Annotated in this window: 15 protein-coding genes; 5 read left to right on the top strand and 10 right to left on the bottom strand. The window is 64.3% G+C overall.

Annotated features, from left to right (window positions below; translation table 11 throughout):
- Positions 1-22 precede the first annotated feature (22 nt).
- Positions 23-1651 carry a thiamine pyrophosphate-dependent enzyme gene (locus UP09_RS06435; protein WP_044537243.1) on the top strand — a complete coding sequence of 543 codons (1629 nt, stop codon included), beginning with the start codon at positions 23-25 and terminating at the stop codon, positions 1649-1651.
- Between the two features lie 12 nt (positions 1652-1663).
- On the opposite strand, the gene alkB is transcribed toward UP09_RS06435, so the two are convergent.
- From alkB to UP09_RS06390, 9 genes are all read right to left on the bottom strand, one after another.
- Entirely contained in the window at positions 1664-2317 is a 654-nt protein-coding gene (alkB, locus tag UP09_RS06430; RefSeq protein ID WP_082070022.1) for a DNA oxidative demethylase AlkB, read from the bottom strand.
- Between the two features lie 8 nt (positions 2318-2325).
- Positions 2326-3072: a 2OG-Fe(II) oxygenase gene (locus UP09_RS06425; RefSeq protein ID WP_044537242.1), complete on the bottom strand. Its 747-nt coding sequence runs from the start codon at positions 3070-3072 to the stop codon at positions 2326-2328.
- Positions 3073-3230: 158 nt separating this feature from the next.
- The gene (locus UP09_RS06420; RefSeq protein WP_044537240.1) at positions 3231-3917 is read right to left on the bottom strand and encodes a DUF2848 domain-containing protein; all 687 of its coding nucleotides are present in this window, start codon (positions 3915-3917) and stop codon (positions 3231-3233) included.
- Positions 3910-5259 carry an amidase gene (locus UP09_RS06415; protein WP_044537238.1) on the bottom strand — a complete coding sequence of 450 codons (1350 nt, stop codon included), beginning with the start codon at positions 5257-5259 and terminating at the stop codon, positions 3910-3912. The genes UP09_RS06420 and UP09_RS06415 overlap by 8 nt, the downstream gene beginning before the upstream one ends.
- 91 nt (positions 5260-5350) lie before the next feature.
- Entirely contained in the window at positions 5351-6070 is a 720-nt protein-coding gene (locus UP09_RS06410) for an ABC transporter ATP-binding protein (protein WP_044537237.1), read from the bottom strand.
- Positions 6060-6791 carry an ABC transporter ATP-binding protein gene (locus UP09_RS06405; RefSeq protein ID WP_044537236.1) on the bottom strand — a complete coding sequence of 244 codons (732 nt, stop codon included), beginning with the start codon at positions 6789-6791 and terminating at the stop codon, positions 6060-6062. Before UP09_RS06405 ends, UP09_RS06410 begins: the two co-directional genes overlap by 11 nt.
- Positions 6781-7701, bottom strand: a complete 921-nt coding sequence (locus tag UP09_RS06400; RefSeq protein WP_044537235.1) for a branched-chain amino acid ABC transporter permease — start codon at positions 7699-7701, stop codon at positions 6781-6783. Before UP09_RS06400 ends, UP09_RS06405 begins: the two co-directional genes overlap by 11 nt.
- The gene (locus tag UP09_RS06395; RefSeq protein ID WP_044537234.1) at positions 7694-8617 is read right to left on the bottom strand and encodes a branched-chain amino acid ABC transporter permease; all 924 of its coding nucleotides are present in this window, start codon (positions 8615-8617) and stop codon (positions 7694-7696) included. The genes UP09_RS06400 and UP09_RS06395 overlap by 8 nt, the downstream gene beginning before the upstream one ends.
- Positions 8618-8662: 45 nt before the next feature.
- Entirely contained in the window at positions 8663-9910 is a 1248-nt protein-coding gene (locus tag UP09_RS06390; protein WP_044537233.1) for an ABC transporter substrate-binding protein, read from the bottom strand.
- Positions 9911-10118: 208 nt separating this feature from the next.
- Between UP09_RS06390 and UP09_RS06385 the strand changes: the two genes are divergently transcribed.
- The 4 genes from UP09_RS06385 (at position 10119) to UP09_RS06370 (ending at position 13971) form a co-directional block, all read left to right on the top strand.
- The gene (locus UP09_RS06385; protein ID WP_044537232.1) at positions 10119-10532 is read left to right on the top strand and encodes a Zn-ribbon domain-containing OB-fold protein; all 414 of its coding nucleotides are present in this window, start codon (positions 10119-10121) and stop codon (positions 10530-10532) included.
- Between the two features lie 5 nt (positions 10533-10537).
- A complete protein-coding gene (locus tag UP09_RS06380; RefSeq protein ID WP_044537231.1) occupies positions 10538-11677 on the top strand; it encodes a thiolase C-terminal domain-containing protein in 1140 nt (379 codons plus the stop codon).
- A gap of 107 nt (positions 11678-11784) precedes the next feature.
- Positions 11785-12699: an SDR family oxidoreductase gene (locus tag UP09_RS06375; RefSeq protein ID WP_044537230.1), complete on the top strand. Its 915-nt coding sequence runs from the start codon at positions 11785-11787 to the stop codon at positions 12697-12699.
- Positions 12700-12858: 159 nt separating this feature from the next.
- Complete coding sequence (locus UP09_RS06370; RefSeq protein ID WP_044537229.1) at positions 12859-13971, top strand: SMP-30/gluconolactonase/LRE family protein; 1113 nt, start codon at positions 12859-12861, stop codon at positions 13969-13971.
- Between the two features lie 206 nt (positions 13972-14177).
- On the opposite strand, the gene UP09_RS06365 is transcribed toward UP09_RS06370, so the two are convergent.
- Positions 14178-15281 (bottom strand): IS4 family transposase, encoded by a 1104-nt coding sequence (locus tag UP09_RS06365; RefSeq protein ID WP_044535962.1) that lies wholly within the window; start codon positions 15279-15281, stop codon positions 14178-14180.
- Between the last annotated feature and the right edge of the window lie 19 nt (positions 15282-15300).

Here is a 15300-nt window from a genome sequence, read left to right as displayed (position 1 = left end):
CTCAAGCCAAGTGGACAGGACCATGACCTCAACATCCGGCGGCGAAGCCATCGTCAACGGCATCGTCGCCCACGGCGTCGACACCGTGTTCGGCCTGCCCGGCGCGCAGATCTACGGCCTGTTCGATGCGTTCCACCAGGCGCAGCTGAAGGTGATCGGCGCCCGGCACGAGCAGGCCTGCGGCTACATGGCGTTCGGCTATGCGCGCTCTTCGGGTAAGCCCGGCGTGTTCAGCGTGGTGCCCGGCCCCGGCGTGCTCAATGCCTCGGCAGCGCTGCTCACCGCATTCGGTTGCAACGAGCCGGTGCTGTGCCTGACCGGACAGGTACCGACACAATTTCTGGGCAAGGGCCGCGGCCATCTGCACGAGATGCCGGACCAACTCGCGACCTTGCGCACCTTCGTGAAATGGGCCGACCGGATCGAATACCCCGACAACGCGCCCGCGATGGTCGCGCGCGCATTCCAGGAGATGCTGTCGGGCCGGCGCGGCCCGGTGTCGCTGGAAATGCCATGGGACGTGTTCACCCAGCGCGCCCAGGTCGCGCCCGTCAAACCGTTCGATCGGCTGCCGGCGCCGCAGCCCGATCCCGATCGCATCAAGGCGGCCGCCGATTTGATCGCGGGCAGCAAGGCGCCGATGATCTTTGTCGGCAGCGGCGCGATCGACGCCCGTGAGGAGGTTCTGGAGCTCGCCGAAATGATCGACGCGCCGGTCGTCGCGTTTCGCAGCGGCCGCGGCATCGTCTCCAATGCCCATGAGCTCGGGCTGACCATGGCCGCGGCCTACAGGCTGTGGCCGAAGACCGACTTGATGATTGGCATCGGCAGCCGCATGGAGCTGCCGACGATGTCGCGCTGGCCCTATCAGCCGGCCGGCTTGAAATGCGTGCGGATCGATATCGACCCGGTCGAGATGCGCCGCTGGCCGGCGGATGCCGCGGTCATCGCCGACGCCAGGGCCGCGACCGCCGATCTCGCCGGCGCCGTGCGCAAGGCCGGTTACAGCAAGACAAGCGGCCGTCGCACAGCGATCCGTGAGGCGACCGCCGCTGCGGAAGTCGATATCCAGCGCATCCAGCCGCAGATGGCCTACCTGAAAATCCTCCGCGATGTGCTGCCGGCGAACGCCATCGTCACCGACGAGCTGTCGCAGTTCGGCTTCGCGTCCTGGTACGGCTTTCCGATCTACGAACCGCGCACCTTCATCACGTCAGGCTATCAGGGCACGCTCGGCTCCGGCTTTCCGACCGCGCTCGGCGCCAAGGTCGCCAACCCGAACAAGCCGGTGGTCGCGATCACCGGCGATGGCGGCTTCATGTTCGGCGTGCAGGAGCTTGCGACCGCCGTTCAGTTCAAGATCGGCGTGGTCACGCTGGTGTTCAACAACAACGCCTACGGCAATGTCCGCCGCGACCAGCAGGAGCGTTTCGACGGCCGCATCGTCGCCTCCGACCTCGTCAATCCGGATTTCGTCAAGCTCGCCGAATCCTTCGGCGCTGGTGCTGCGCGCGTCACCTCGCCCGATCAGTTCCGTCCCGCGCTGGAAAAGGCGCTGGCCGACGGCGGGCCCTATGTGATCTCGGTGGAGGTGCCGACCGGCTCCGAAGTCTCGCCGTGGGCGTTCATCCACCCGGCGAAGAACATCTGAGAGCGGGACGGCTCAACGCACCTTGCGAAACGTCAGGTTGATGCGCTGGCAGCCGAGCACGCCGTGCTCGCCGTCGGCGAGCGGCGCGACGCCGTGGTAAAACAGCCGTGACGGACCGCCCCACACCGCGACGTCGCCATGCTCGAGGCGGTAACGCCGTGGCGTGTCGTTGCGCTTGAGGCCACCGAACAGGAAGGTCGCCGGTAGCCCGAGCGACACCGAGACGATGGGGGCTGCGTAGTCGAGTTCGTCCTTGTCCTGATGCAGCGACAGCTTTGCGCCGGGGACAAAGCGGTTGATCAGGCAGGCCTCCGGCGCAAACCCGGTGAAGCCGCCCTCCTCCGCGGCCGCAGCGGCGAGCCTGCATAGCACCGGCGGCATCGCCGGCCATGGCGCGCCGCTATCCGGATCGATGCCGTCATAGCGATAGCCGCTGGGGTCGGAGACCCAGCCGAGGCGGCCGCAATTGGTCATCGCGACCGACATCCGGTGGCCGCCCGGCGTGATCAGATGGCGGAACGGCGCCCGCTTGACGATGTCCCGCAACGCCTGAAGCAACTCGGCTTCGAACGTTCCTGCGAAGCCGCGCAGCAACACGGCGCCCTCCGCGATCATCTCGCGCGGTGGGCGTGCGTCGCCAACGGTCTCGAACAGATCGGCAGTCACGTTCACAGTTACTTTGCGTCGTGGAAGATCACGCCAACGGTGTGACGGTGACCATATCTGATACGGCTGACGCCGTGACGCAGATTAACCCGATAGAAGCCGCGTGTCCCCTGCACCGGACGATGATGCACGGCAAAAGCCACCGCATCGCCCTGCGCGAGCGGCACCACCTCGGGCCGCGACTGCATCCGCGGCCGCTGCTCCGTCAGCACGAACTCGCCGCCGCTGAAATCGCGCCCCGGCTGCGACAGCAGGATCGCGACCTGGATCGGGAACACGTGCTCGCCATAGAGATCCTGATGCAGGCAGTTGTAGTCGCCCTCGCCATATTGCAGCAGCAGCGGCGTCGGCCGCGTCTGCCCGGCATCATGGCAGCGCTTCAGGAACGCCTCATGCGACGCGGGATAGCCGATATCGATCCCCATCGTCTGGTTCCAGCGATTGGCGATCCCGGTGAGCCGCGCATAGAGCGCAGGCCGCAGGCCGGCGATCAAGTCCGGCAGCGGATAGGCGAAATATTTGTACTCGCCGCGACCGAAGCCATGGCGGCCCATCACGACCTTGCTGCGGAACAGGCCGTCATGGGGATAGAGCGCTGACATCGCATCGCATTCCGGCGGCGTCAGCAGGCCCTTGAGGACCGCGCATCCCTCTCCGTCGAGATCGGCGGTGACTTGCACCCAGTCGAGCGCATCGACGCGAGCGGGGATATCGGTTGAGAACTCTTGGGCGGCGGCTTTGGCTGTGGCTTTCATGAGCGGGAGTCTCGCTCATGATCGGGATTGACGCCACCCGATTTCCGGCAGGAACACGCCAGTATCGTGCCCCAAACTCACTGTCGTCCCTGCGAAAGCAGGGACGACCCGTGGAGAGGACGTCAGCTCGCTTCGCCGGGACGACGCGTGGAGAGAGATCAGCCCCTGACCGGCAGCGTAATTACGTCGTAGCCGTGGCTAATCTTCCGCTTCAGCACCGGATCTTCCAGCTCGAACTCGAAGCGGCTTGCCGGGCGGATGCCGCCCTTGGCCGCGAAGGTGCCGCCGAACATGGCGCAGCCGTCGGGCAATCCGGCCTCGCCGAAGCCACGGTCGATCAGATCCTTCACCGGCAGCATGTGGTCGAGCGTGCCTTCCTGATAGAGCACGCGCTGGCCGCCGATCACGGCCCAGGAGCGCAGCACCAGCTCATCCCAATGGCCGATGACGTCCTCGAGTTCCCACAGCTCGGAGGCGACAGGCTTGTCGCACATCTGCTTCGACACGGTGACGCTGTAGGCCTCGACCTTGCGGTCGGTATGGTCGGAGCCGCAGCCGACAAAGGTGCGGCCCTGCCAGCCGATCAGCACGAACTCGACCTCGCCGCTGGATTCCTCGCCGCAGACCTCGATGGTATCGGCGAAGGTGATCCGCCGCGCCGAGCAGCGGTAATAGATCGGCGTCGTCGCCGGACGGGCGATGCCGATCGCTTCCAGTTCGACGATGTGCTTGTCGCGCGCCACCGGATCGCGGCCGGTCCAGCCGGCGATGACGGCCTGCCTGATTTCGAGCGTGAGCGGGGTCGCTGCGCCCTTGTCGTCGACGTTGAAGGTGAGATCAAACACGGATGACGGTCTCCATTCCGGCCGCAAGTTCGAAGATGCGGCGATCTGATCCTCCCGACGCCGCAAGCATCAGGCCGACCGGCACCTCGCCTTCGCGATGCGCCGGCAGCGAGATCGCGCAGCCGTCGAGCACATTGATCAGCGTGCAGTTGCGCAGCGCGCGCAGGTTCTGGATGGTGAAGGCCGTGTCGTCGGCGAGGTCGGCGATGCGAGGTGGCGTGTTCGCCGTGGTCGGCATCACCAGCGCGTCATAGGACGCGATGCGCTTGTTGGTGCGAGCGATGAACGAGCGGCGCGCGTTGAGCAGATCGATGTAATCGGCCGCCGGAAAACCCTCGCCGCGCAGGATGCGCGAGGAGACGCGAGGATCGTAGACGTCGCCCTTGCTCGCGATCAGGAAGCGGTGCCAGGCATAGCTTTCCGCCGCGGCGAAACCGCCCTTGGCGTGCATCACCCCGACGTCGAGCAGCTCCGTTATTTCGATCCGCTCGATCGATGCGCCGGCGCGCGACAGCGCCGCGAGCGCGCGCTCGAAGGTTTTTGCGACGGCGTCATCGAGATCGTCGAGCACAATTGTGGTCGGCACCGCGAGCCGCATGCCTTTCACCGGCCTCGGGGTCAGCGGCTCGACCTGCTCGTCGGCGAGCACGGCATCGAGCGCCGCGCAGCAGGCGACTGAATTGGCCAGCGGCCCGTAGCTGTCGAGCGAGAACGACAGCGGCACGCCGCCATCGAGCGGGATTCGGCGCTGCGTCGGCTTGTAGCCGACGATGCCGTTGAAGGCGGCGGGAATCCGGCAGGAGCCGCCGGTGTCGGTGCCGAGCGCGCCGAACGCCATGCCGTCGGCGATCGACACTGCCGCGCCCGACGACGAGCCGCCGGGCACATGGCCGACACTCCGGTTCCAGGCGCTCTTCGGGGTGCCGTAATGCGGGTTGATGCCGATGCCGGAATAGGCGAACTCGGTCATGTTGGTGCGGCCGATCACGATAAAGCCGGCGCGCTTGAGCCGCGCCACCACGGGTGCATCGGCCTCTGCGGCTGCGGAATCATCCAGCGCCCGGGAGCCGGCGCGCGTTACCTGGCCCTTGATGTCGAACAGGTCCTTGATTGAGATCGGGATGCCGGCAAAGGGCGACGGCGCCGCATTCGCCTTGCGAAGCCCGTCCATCGCGTCGGCCGCTTCCAGCGCGGCGTCCCTGTCGACGTAGATGAAGGTGCGCTGGCCCTCACCCGCGGGATCGGCGATTTTGGCGATGCATTGCTCGACGAGCTTGCGGGCGGAGGTGGCGCCGGAGGCGAGATCGGCAGCAAGGGAGGCGAGTGTTGGATTATCAGGCATGGCTCTCACTTCATGGCTCTGGTCTGATTGTCGCCCGAACCGGCGCCGATTTCCAGATGGTCTGCGCCAAGGCAGATCATCGCCGTTGGCATCACTTCAGCCCGAAATAGGCCTTGTGCAGTTCGTCATTGCCGCTCATTTCAGCAACCGTGCCGGAGAAGCTGATACGTCCGCCTTCCAGCACGAACACCCGCGTCGCGACCTCGAGGAAACCGATATTCTGCTCGGCGATCAACAGCGCCAATCCGCGGCCCTGCAGGCTCGACAGGATGCGGATCACCTCCTTGACGAACAGCGGCGACAGCCCGGCGGAGGGCTCGTCCATGACCAGCAGCTTCGGCTCGGCCGACAGCGCCTTGGCGATGCCGAGCATCTTGCGCTGGCCGCCCGACAGGCTGGAGGCGGGATCGCGGCGCTTGTCGCGCAGCACCGGAAACAGGCCGTACAATTCCTCGACCCGCGCGCCCGGATTGGCGTGTCCCAGCGCCTGCGCACCGACCCGGATGTTCTCCTCGATCGACAGATCGGGAAACACCGCGAGCTCCGACATGTAGGTCATGCCGCGCTTCATGCGGTCCGACGAGCGCATCTTTGTGACATCCTCGCCGCCGAGGCTGATATGGCCGCTGCGCGCCTCGATCAGGCCGACCAGCGACTTCAGGAAAGTGGTCTTGCCGGCGCCGTTGGCGCCGAGCAGCAGCACGGTCTCGCCGGGGCGGACGTCGAGATCGACGCCCCACAGCACCTGCATGGTGCCGTAGCCGGCATCGACCCCCCTGGCGTCCAGTAGCGATGTTGCATCAGGCGGCATGCTCGCCTCCCAAAAACACCTCGATCACCTGCGGCTCGCGCACCGCGGTGGCGAGCGTGCCTTCAAAGATCTCCTTGCCGGCATTGAGCACGATGACGCGGTCGGTGATCTGTTCGATGAAGCCCATGAGATGCTCGACCACGATAACAGCCATGCCGGTGGCGGCCAGCGCCTTGATGCGTCCGGCGATCCAGTCAAGCTCGGCTGGGTTGAGGCCCGCCGCGAGCTCGTCGAGCAGCAGCAGCCGTGGCCGCGTCGCGAGCGCGCGGGTGAGATCCAGCATTTTCTGCTGCGCGCTGTTGAGATCGGCTGCGGGGCGGTCGGCGACCTCCGTCAGTCTGAAGTCGTCGAGCAGTTCCTCCATCGCGGGCGGCGCCACCGACGCGCGGCCGTAAGCCAGCGCCACCTGGATGTTCTCGCGCACCGTCAGCGACAGGAACGGCTTTGGCACCTGGAAGGTGCGGTTGATGCCACGGTGAACCAGTTTGTGCGAGGCGACGCCGCCGACCGAGGCGCCGTCGAACACGACCTCGCCGCCATCAGGCGCATAGAGGCCGGAGATCACGTTGATCGCCGTCGTCTTACCCGAGCCATTGGGACCGACGAGTCCGAGGATCTCACCCGATGCGACGTGAAAGCTCAGGCCGTCGAGTGCATGGAAGCCGCCGAAGCGCTTGACCAGCGTGGAGACCTTGAGGATGGGCGCTGGCTCAGGGGACATGCCACCCCCTGCGCGTTGCCAGCGACACCAGCCCTGCAGGCAGGAACAGCACCAGTCCCATGATCAGGAGGCCGTAGATCAGCTGGAAATATTGCGGCGTGGTGAAGCCGATCAGATTGTAGATGCCATAGAGGATGAGTACGCCGACGATTGGTCCGGTGATGGTGGCAACACCGCCGAACAGCGCGAACACGATCGCGAAGATGCTGAAGTCGCCAGAGAACACGTTGTCGGGGTAGAACACCGAGACGTACCAGGCGTAGATGCCGCCGGCGAGCCCCGCGACCAGCGCGGACGCCAGCCAGGCGATCACCCGCATCTTGATGACGTCGACGCCAGCCATCGAGGCCGACACCGCATCCTCGCGCACCGCCTGCAACGCCAGGCCGAACGCCGAGTTCTTCAGATAGATGACGCCGCCAACCGTCAGCGCCAGCACGACGAGCGCGGCGTAGTAGGCATTCTCCGGGTTGAACGTCCCGGTGAGCGACACGCCATAGGGGCCCTTGGTGATCCCCTCCAGCGCCGGATTGGCGACGAAGTGCAGCACCGCCAGCGACGCCGCGAGGTTGGCGATCGCAAAATATGCACCTGATAGCCGCAGCAGCGGCGTCAGCAACAGACCGAGCAAGACCGCGACCACGCCGCCGACCAGCACGGCAAGCGCGGCCGGCGTCTGCAGGTGCATCACCATGATGGCAAAGCCATAGGCGCCGGCGCCGAAGAAGCCGACATAGCCGAACGGCAGATAGCCGGTGAAGCCGTAGATGATGTTCACGCCTTGCGCGAGGATCAGGAAGATCACGAAGTTGAACAGCAGCAGATGGTTCTGATAGACGCCGGGCAGTACCGCGAACACGACGATCAGCGGCACCAGGATGAACAGCAGGTGTTTCAGCGCATTAGGCAACGCGCACCCGCCTTCCGAGCAGGCCGCTCGGACGCAACAACAGGATCAGGATCAGCAGCACATAGGGCAGCAAATCGGCCCATGAGCTGAGATAGGTCTGCACCAGCATATAGAAGACACCATAGACGACGCCGCCGAGCGCCGTGCCTAAGGGATTGCCGAGCGAACCCAGCACCACGATTGCAAACGACGTCACGGTGGCGTCGGCGCCGAAGGCCGGCGTCACCGAGCCGAACATAAAGGGCGCGAACACGCCGGCGACGGCAGCAAGCCCGAGCCCGATGCCGAATGCCGCCGCCGACACGCGGTCGACATCGATGCCGGTCGCCAACGCTTCATCGCGGCGTGACATCACCGCGCGGGTCAGCGTGCCGAGCCTTGTGTGGTAGAGATAGAGATAGACGAAACCGATCGCGATCAGGCTGGTGATGGCCGCGATTACCCAGGGCGCGGGAAAGCCCTGGCCAAAGATCTGGATCGGCCCTGCCCCGCCGGCCTTGCCGCCGAACCATTTGACCTTGATGGTCGTGAACACAGTGCCAAGCAGCCGGCTCTGGATCGACCGTTCGCTGGTGCCGGCGAAGATCGTGGTGATGGCTTCGACCACCTGCGACAGGCCGAAGAACAGGATGATCGACAGCATTTCCGGATTGGCCGAGCCCTGCAGGCGCGGCACCAGCACCCAGTACAGCAAGAGGCCCGCGAGCACGAAGATTACGAAAGCCAGCGGCACCGCGAACAACGGATCGATGCCGAAGATGCCGACCACGCCCACCGCAATGAAGGCGCCGAGCATCAACATGTCGCCATGCGCGAGGTTGACGATGCGCATCACGCCGAACACGAGATTGAGGCCGATACCGACCAGGCTGAAATACAGCCCGAACAGCACGCCGGCAACGAGCGCGTAGGTCATGCTACCGCCCGCCGCCCAAGGCTTCTGATGTCGTCGATATCCGCATTACGGCGCCGGATAGATCGGCTTGCCGTTGGCGCTCTCGTGCGGATAGATCGAAACGAACTTGATGTGCTCGTGCTCGTCCACCGTGAGCTGGCCGAGCGGCGTCAATTCGCCGATCTGCCCGCCCGTCTCGTCCAGCGCGAAGGTGCCGTCGAGTGTCTTGAGCTCGCCGTTGAGCGAAAACACCGCGCGGCGCAGCTCCATCTGGTCGAGGCTGGTCGCGACCGACAGCGTCTTTTCGATCACCAGCGCGGTGGTGTAGCCGGCCACCGCGTTGAACCCGAACTCCATCTTGCCGTCGCTGTACTTCTTCTGCCAGGCTGCGCGGAAATCCTTCATGTTCATCCCGAAATTGACGGGATAGTCCAGCTCGGACGGCGGCACATAGGTCCAGACGTGCTCGAGCCCCTTGGCGCCGACGTTCTTTTCCAACAGCTCGGTTTCGAGACCGGCATAGATCGAGAACAGCATCTTGAACTTGATGCCGACGTCCTGGACGTTGCGCAGGAAAGCGATGTCGTTCGGCGCGTAGCCGAAATGGATCACCGCGTCGGGATTGGTATTGTTGATGTTGTTGATGATGACGTTGTAGTTCGTGGTCTCGGTCGGCACGCCCTGGTCGTAGACGATCTCGATCGGCGCACCGGAATCCTTGACGAACTTCCTGAACGCGTTGGCTTGCGTTCCCGTGAACTCGTTGGTGGAATAGAGGATCGCGACCTTCTTGATGCCGAGGCCCGGGCCGTCATGGCTGATGAAGTCAGCCACCGGCTTCGGCCAGATGGTGGACACCGGGTCAGCCATCAGCGCGATGTAGGGATTATCCTTGGAGAAGAAGCTCGCGCCGGTGCCGGTCTGGTCGAACAGGAACATCTTGTGGTCGCGTGCGATCGCAACCGCGGGCGCGGTCAGCACCGATCCGGAATCGGCGACCAGGAGATCGACCTTGTCCTGGGTGATGAGCTGGTTATAGAGCGTCGAGGCGGTCGCGGTGTTGCTCTGGTCGTCATAGGAGACGAGCTTGATCGAGAGCTTCTTGTCGAACGCCTTCACATAGACGCCGCCCTCGGCGTTCTTCTGTTCGACCCAGAATTTCAGCGAGCTGTAGACCGGCATCGAGATCGAGGCGTAGCGCCCGGAGGACGCATAGAGCGTGCCGATCTTGATCTCCGACGGCGCATCCGCGGCCATGGCCTGTGTGGCAAATGCGAGGCCGGCAGCGAGTGCCGCGCCCGTCATCCTCAGCATGTTGTTTCCTCCCCGGATGCTTGTTTCGGGGTCCTTCTACGCGCCGTGCCGGAGGGACACAAGCACGGCCGCCTCATCAATTGTGCGAGGGGCGGAATATGCGGCATGCGCGGGACACAGGCGGCTGCGCAGGGCGCGGATAGACCGTTGACGGCCATTGGTCCGATGGCGCATCAAGATCACAACGATTTCGGGAGGAAGATCAGAGATGGCCGAACCCGCGCGCGCGAAACCGAAGCCGACACCGGAAACCCAGCATTTCTGGGACGGCACCAAGGCCGGCGAGCTGCGTCTGCAGCGCTGCGATGCCTGCGCCAATGTCTACTTTCCGCCGCGCCCGTTCTGCCCGTCCTGCGCCTCGCGCAAGGTCTCCATCTTCAAGGCCAGCGGCAAGGGCAAGCTCTACAGCTATGTCATCAACCATCGCCCCGCCGCGCCCGGCTTCACGCCGCCTTACGCCATCGCGGTGGTGGAGCTCGACGAGGGCCCGCGCATGATGAGCAACATCATCGATTGCCCGCAGACGCCTGAAGCACTCGAGCTCGACATGCCGCTCGAAGTCGCCTTCGAGGCACTCGACGACAAGATCACCCTTCCCTTGTTCCGTCCGGCGAAGGGATAATCGTCATGCGCAGAAATGCAGTTGCCGTCGTCGGCGCGGCTGAAACCACCGAACTCGGCGTCATCCCGAACGTGTCGCAGATCCAGCTGCACGCGGACGCGGCGCTGAACGCGATCGCGGATGCCGGGTTGAAACTGTCCGATATCGACGGCTTCGCCACCGCGGTCGAGAGCCCGCAGCAGGTCGCCCACTATCTCGGCATCACGCCGACCTGGGTCGACGGCACATCGGTCGGCGGCTGCTCCTTCATGCTGCATGTCCGCCACGCCGCGGCGGCGATCGAGGCCGGTCTCTGCAAGACCGTGCTGATCACCCATGCCGAAAGCGGCAAGTCGATGATCGGCAAGCAGCCGCGCTTCACGGCCCCCGACAGCCTCAACGGCCAGTTTGAAGCACCGTTCGGAGTCTACGGTCCGCCGAGCATGTTCCCGATCCCCGTGCTCCGCTTCATGAAGACCCACGGCATCACCCATGAGCAGCTCGCCATGGTCGCCGTCGTGCAGCGCGAATGGGCGGCCAAGAACCCGCGCGCGACCATGAAGGACCCGATCACGGTCGCCGACGTCTTGAACTCGCGGATGATCGCCTATCCATTCCGCCTGCTGCAGTGCTGCCTCGTCACCGACGGCGGCGGCGCGCTGATCCTGACCTCCGCCGACCGCGCCAGGGATTTCCCGAGGAAGCCGGTCTATGTCCTTGGCACGGGCGAGAGCGTGGAAACGCCGATGGTCAGCCAGATGAAGACGTTTGATTCATCACGCGCCTTCAAGGTCGCGGGCCCCTTGGCCTTCAAGGAAGCCGGCATCGCGCACAAGGACGTCGATCATCTGATGATCTACGATGCGTTTGCGCATCTGCCGCTGTTCGGTCTCGGCGACCTCGGCTTCATGCCCCACGAAGAAACCGGCAAGTTCATCGCCGAAGGCAACACGCGTCCCGGCGGCAAGCTGCCGCTCAACACCAATGGCGGCGGGTTGAGCTACATGCACTCCGGCATGTACGGCATGTACGCGCTGCAGGAGAGCGTGCGGCAGATGCGCGGCATCGCGCCGGCGCAGGTGCCGAACGCAAAAATCTCGGTCTGCCACGGCGTCGGCGGCATGTTCGCGGCAAGTGGCACGATCATCTTTACGAACGAGAAGTAACCCCAACCCGTCATTCCGGGATGGTCCGAAGGACCAGACCCGGAATCTCGAGATTCCGGGTTCGCACTTCGTGCGCCCCGGAATGACGGAATAGACAGGAGACTCATATGGCAAAATCACTGCAGGACAAAGTCATCATCGTCACCGGCGCAGGCCGCGGCATCGGCCGCGAGATCGCGCTGCTCTGCGCCGCTGAAGGCGCCAAGGTCGTCGTCAACGATCCCGGCGGCGCGGCCGACGGCGCAGGCTCGAGCGCCTCGCCCGCAGAAGAGGTGGTCGAGGAGATCAAGAAGCGCGGCGGAACTGCCGTTGCCAATTTCGAGTCGGTGGCGGAAGCGATCCCCGCCAGCAAAATCGTAAAGACCGCAACCGACCATTTCGGCCGGCTCGACGGCGTCGTCAACAATGCCGGCATCCTGCGCGACATGATCTTCCACAAGATGAGCGTGGAAGCCTTCGAATCCGTCATCAAGGTGCATCTGATGGGCTCGTTCTATGTCAGCCACGCTGCGGCCCGGCTGTACCGCGAGCAGGAGAGCGGCTCGTTCGTGCACTTCACCTCGACCTCCGGCCTGATCGGCAATTATGGCCAGGCCAATTATGCCGCCGCCAAGCTCGGCATCGTCGGTCTCTCGAAGTCGATCGCGCTCGACATGGGCCGCTTCAACGTGCGCTCGAACTGCGTCTCGCCGTTCGCCTGGACCCGCATGATCGGCACGATCCCGACCGAGACCGACGCCGAGAAGGCGCGCGTCGAGAAGATCAAGCAGATGGGCCCGGAGAAGATCGCACCGGTCTGCGCCTATCTGCTCTCGGACGCCGCCAACGACGTCACCGGGCAGATCTTCGGCGTGCGCATGAACGAGATTTTCCTGTTCGGCCAGCATCGCCCGGTGCGCTCGGTGCACCGCGGCGAAGGCTGGACGCCGGAGACCATCGCCGAGCACGGCATGCCGGCACTGAAGGGATCGTTCTCCAAGCTCGACCGCTCGGCTGACGTCTTCACCTGGGATCCAATCTGACAGTTTTATGAAATTGCCGTCCCGGCGAACTCCGTGCGCAATTGCGCACTAGGCCGGGACGACACACTCTTTGGTTGTTTCATAACGCCTCGCCCGCTTTATGCCAGATTGCGGGCGTACGACTTGCCTCCCTATAACAAAAAAGCCTGGGAGGACGTCATGACAAACCCAAACAATACACAGAACCACCAGCACGACGGCGCGAAGGCGTTCGACCGTCGGACAATCTTGCGCGGTGCAACCGCGCTTGCTGCGACTGCGATGGCCGCGCCAGACGCGGTCGCGCGGGACTACGGGCGCAACGCGGAACCGCAACGCTATCCCGATCCCGACATCATCGTGATCGACGACAAGCGCTTCAAGGCGAAGGTCGGCAACACCACGATCAAGCGGCTCTACACCGGATGCCTGTGGGCGGAAGGCCCGGCCTGGAACGCGCAGGGCCAGTACCTGGTCTGGAGCGACATCCCGGCCAACCGGCAGCTGCGCTATCTCGACGATGACGGCCATATCTCCGAGCAGTTCCACAAGCCGTCGAACGAGGCCAACGGCTCGACCTTCGATTTCGAGGGCCGCCAGATCACGGCCGAACGCACCCGGCTGGTGCGCTATGAGCACGACGGCACCATCACGACGCTGGCGGAACAGGCTGGCGGCAAGCAGCTCAACGGGCCGAACGACATGGTCGTGCATCCCAACGACAAGTCGATCTGGTTCACCGATCCCGGCTACGGCGCGATCTCGATCTACGAGGGGCAGCTTGCCAAAACCGGCTCGCTTCAGCCCTACCAGAAGGAAGCGGTCTACCGGGTCGACGCGCAGACCGGCCAGGTCACCAAGGTCGCCGACGAACCGTTCAAGCCGAACGGCATCGCCTTCAGCCACGATTACAAGAAGGTCTATGTCTGCGACACCGGCATCACGCACTACCCGAATGCGAAGAACATCATCTGGCAGTACGATCTCAACGGCGACAAGCTCTCCAACCCGCGCACGCTGATCGACATGACGCTGGACGGCAAGTCAGGCTTCCCGGACGGCATGCGCGTCGATATCGACGGCAACATCTGGGTCGGCGCTGGCTGGGTCGGACCGGGCTATGACGGCGTGCAGGTGTTCGCACCCGATGGTCAGCGCATCGGCCAGATCCTGCTGCCGGAGACCTGCGCCAACCTCACCTTCGGCGGCAAGAAGCGCAACCGCCTGTTCATGACCGCGAGCCAGTCGCTGTATGCGGTGTATGTGGAGACGAAGGGCGCGCATAATTGCTGACAGAGCCGTCGTCCCGGCGAAGGCCCATAGGCGCTAAGATAGTTTGATCATGGCCTGATAGCGGCGCTTACGTCTGGGAGGCTCGCGCAGATGTCGTTGGAGAGCGAGGCTGGCTCTGCGCAGACGCGCGATTGTGGGCTGGGGAATGATGGCTTGGAGCAGGGAGGCGATGAGCTGACGGAGCAGGCGCCATGCTGCAGGTCTGGTTAGGCGGCTTCGGCCAAGCGGGGAGAGTCCTCGAGTTCGTCGACAAGCGGCTCGAGCAGAAGAATGATCAGCAGGTGAGCGAGGATATGGGGTCTGGCAGACCGCTCGTCAGTTCCTGGAGGTCCTTTCAAGCCAATCAGGCTCTTCAGCCGCTTGAAGCCGAGTTCGATCCGCCATCGCAGCCGGTAAAGGGCAAGCAGATCAGCGGTTGTGAAGTCCTCGGGCTTGAGCGAGGTCACCAGGATCACCCAATCCGCAGCATCAAGCGTTTGCCTGGAGAGACGATGGCCTCCCTTCTGAGCCGTCCTGCGTGCCTTGCGCCGTGCAGCCTGAGCCGCATCTGCAGGTTTCTTGACGGCAACCAAACGCACAGCAAGCGGTGCTCCACCAGACTTGCGTTTTACCCAGATCGGCCGGTCGATGATGCCGCGTGCCGCGGCCTTGCGCAGTTCGGCGACGAGATCGATCAGATTGCCTTTGCGATCCAGCCAACAAGCGCTCTTCCAGCCCGAGCGGATCACGAAGTCCGCACCGGCCTCGACCAGATACGCCATGCGCTCCGGCTGCAGATAGGCGCGGTCGGCAAGACGGATCTCGCCGGCAATCAGCGGGATCCGGTCCAGCGTCTCGCCCGCGCGTTCGTCGGTCAGCTCGAAGTGACCAAAACGTTCTTGCGGAAGATCGAACGCACTGTGGATGCGCCACACCGCATTCTTCTGCCTGCCGCCGGTTCCAGCTTTTGGGACCGTCGTGGCGTCAACGATGCGGATCAGTCGACCGCGGCTTGCCTTCGGCGCACCGCTCGCAAGTGCCCGGCCTATCAGCTGTGCAAGCCAATCCCCGGACTGACGCAGCCGGTATAACAGAGCCACGTTGGAGATATCGACAAGGCCCACCGAAGTCGCCCATGCCGCCGTCAACCGCAGACCTCTCGTGCCCAGGCAATACGCAAGGATCAGCCGCAGCAGATCGACTGCATTGCTGATCTCGCGCGGGCGAACAAACGCCTTCGTCTCCCGCGCGCCAGCCTCCAGAGCCTCAGCTCCGCCCAGCCGCGAAACAACACGCGCCCAGTCTTCGTTCACAAGCGATTCGTTTCTCATCTCTTCTTGGAATCACACG

The sequence above is a fragment of the Bradyrhizobium sp. LTSP885 genome (genome assembly GCF_000938305.1).
GTDB lineage: Bacteria > Pseudomonadota > Alphaproteobacteria > Rhizobiales > Xanthobacteraceae > Bradyrhizobium.
The sequence above is the reverse complement of the archived record's forward strand: the minus strand, read 5'-3'. Positions and strand labels throughout refer to the sequence as shown.

Excerpts from the sequence above, each read along its gene's own strand:
- UP09_RS06435 (WP_044537243.1), top strand. The coding sequence starts at position 23 with ATGACCTCAACATCCGGCGGCGAAGCCATCGTCAACGGCATCGTCGCC.
- UP09_RS06425 (WP_044537242.1), bottom strand. The coding sequence starts at position 3,072 with ATGAAAGCCACAGCCAAAGCCGCCGCCCAAGAGTTCTCAACCGATATC.
- UP09_RS06415 (WP_044537238.1), bottom strand. The coding sequence starts at position 5,259 with ATGCCTGATAATCCAACACTCGCCTCCCTTGCTGCCGATCTCGCCTCC.
- UP09_RS06410 (WP_044537237.1), bottom strand. The coding sequence starts at position 6,070 with ATGCCGCCTGATGCAACATCGCTACTGGACGCCAGGGGGGTCGATGCC.
- UP09_RS06405 (WP_044537236.1), bottom strand. The coding sequence starts at position 6,791 with ATGTCCCCTGAGCCAGCGCCCATCCTCAAGGTCTCCACGCTGGTCAAG.
- UP09_RS06395 (WP_044537234.1), bottom strand. The coding sequence starts at position 8,617 with ATGACCTACGCGCTCGTTGCCGGCGTGCTGTTCGGGCTGTATTTCAGC.
- UP09_RS06390 (WP_044537233.1), bottom strand. The coding sequence starts at position 9,910 with ATGCTGAGGATGACGGGCGCGGCACTCGCTGCCGGCCTCGCATTTGCC.
- UP09_RS06385 (WP_044537232.1), top strand. The coding sequence starts at position 10,119 with ATGGCCGAACCCGCGCGCGCGAAACCGAAGCCGACACCGGAAACCCAG.
- UP09_RS06380 (WP_044537231.1), top strand. The coding sequence starts at position 10,538 with ATGCGCAGAAATGCAGTTGCCGTCGTCGGCGCGGCTGAAACCACCGAA.
- UP09_RS06375 (WP_044537230.1), top strand. The coding sequence starts at position 11,785 with ATGGCAAAATCACTGCAGGACAAAGTCATCATCGTCACCGGCGCAGGC.
- UP09_RS06370 (WP_044537229.1), top strand. The coding sequence starts at position 12,859 with ATGACAAACCCAAACAATACACAGAACCACCAGCACGACGGCGCGAAG.
- UP09_RS06365 (WP_044535962.1), bottom strand. The coding sequence starts at position 15,281 with ATGAGAAACGAATCGCTTGTGAACGAAGACTGGGCGCGTGTTGTTTCG.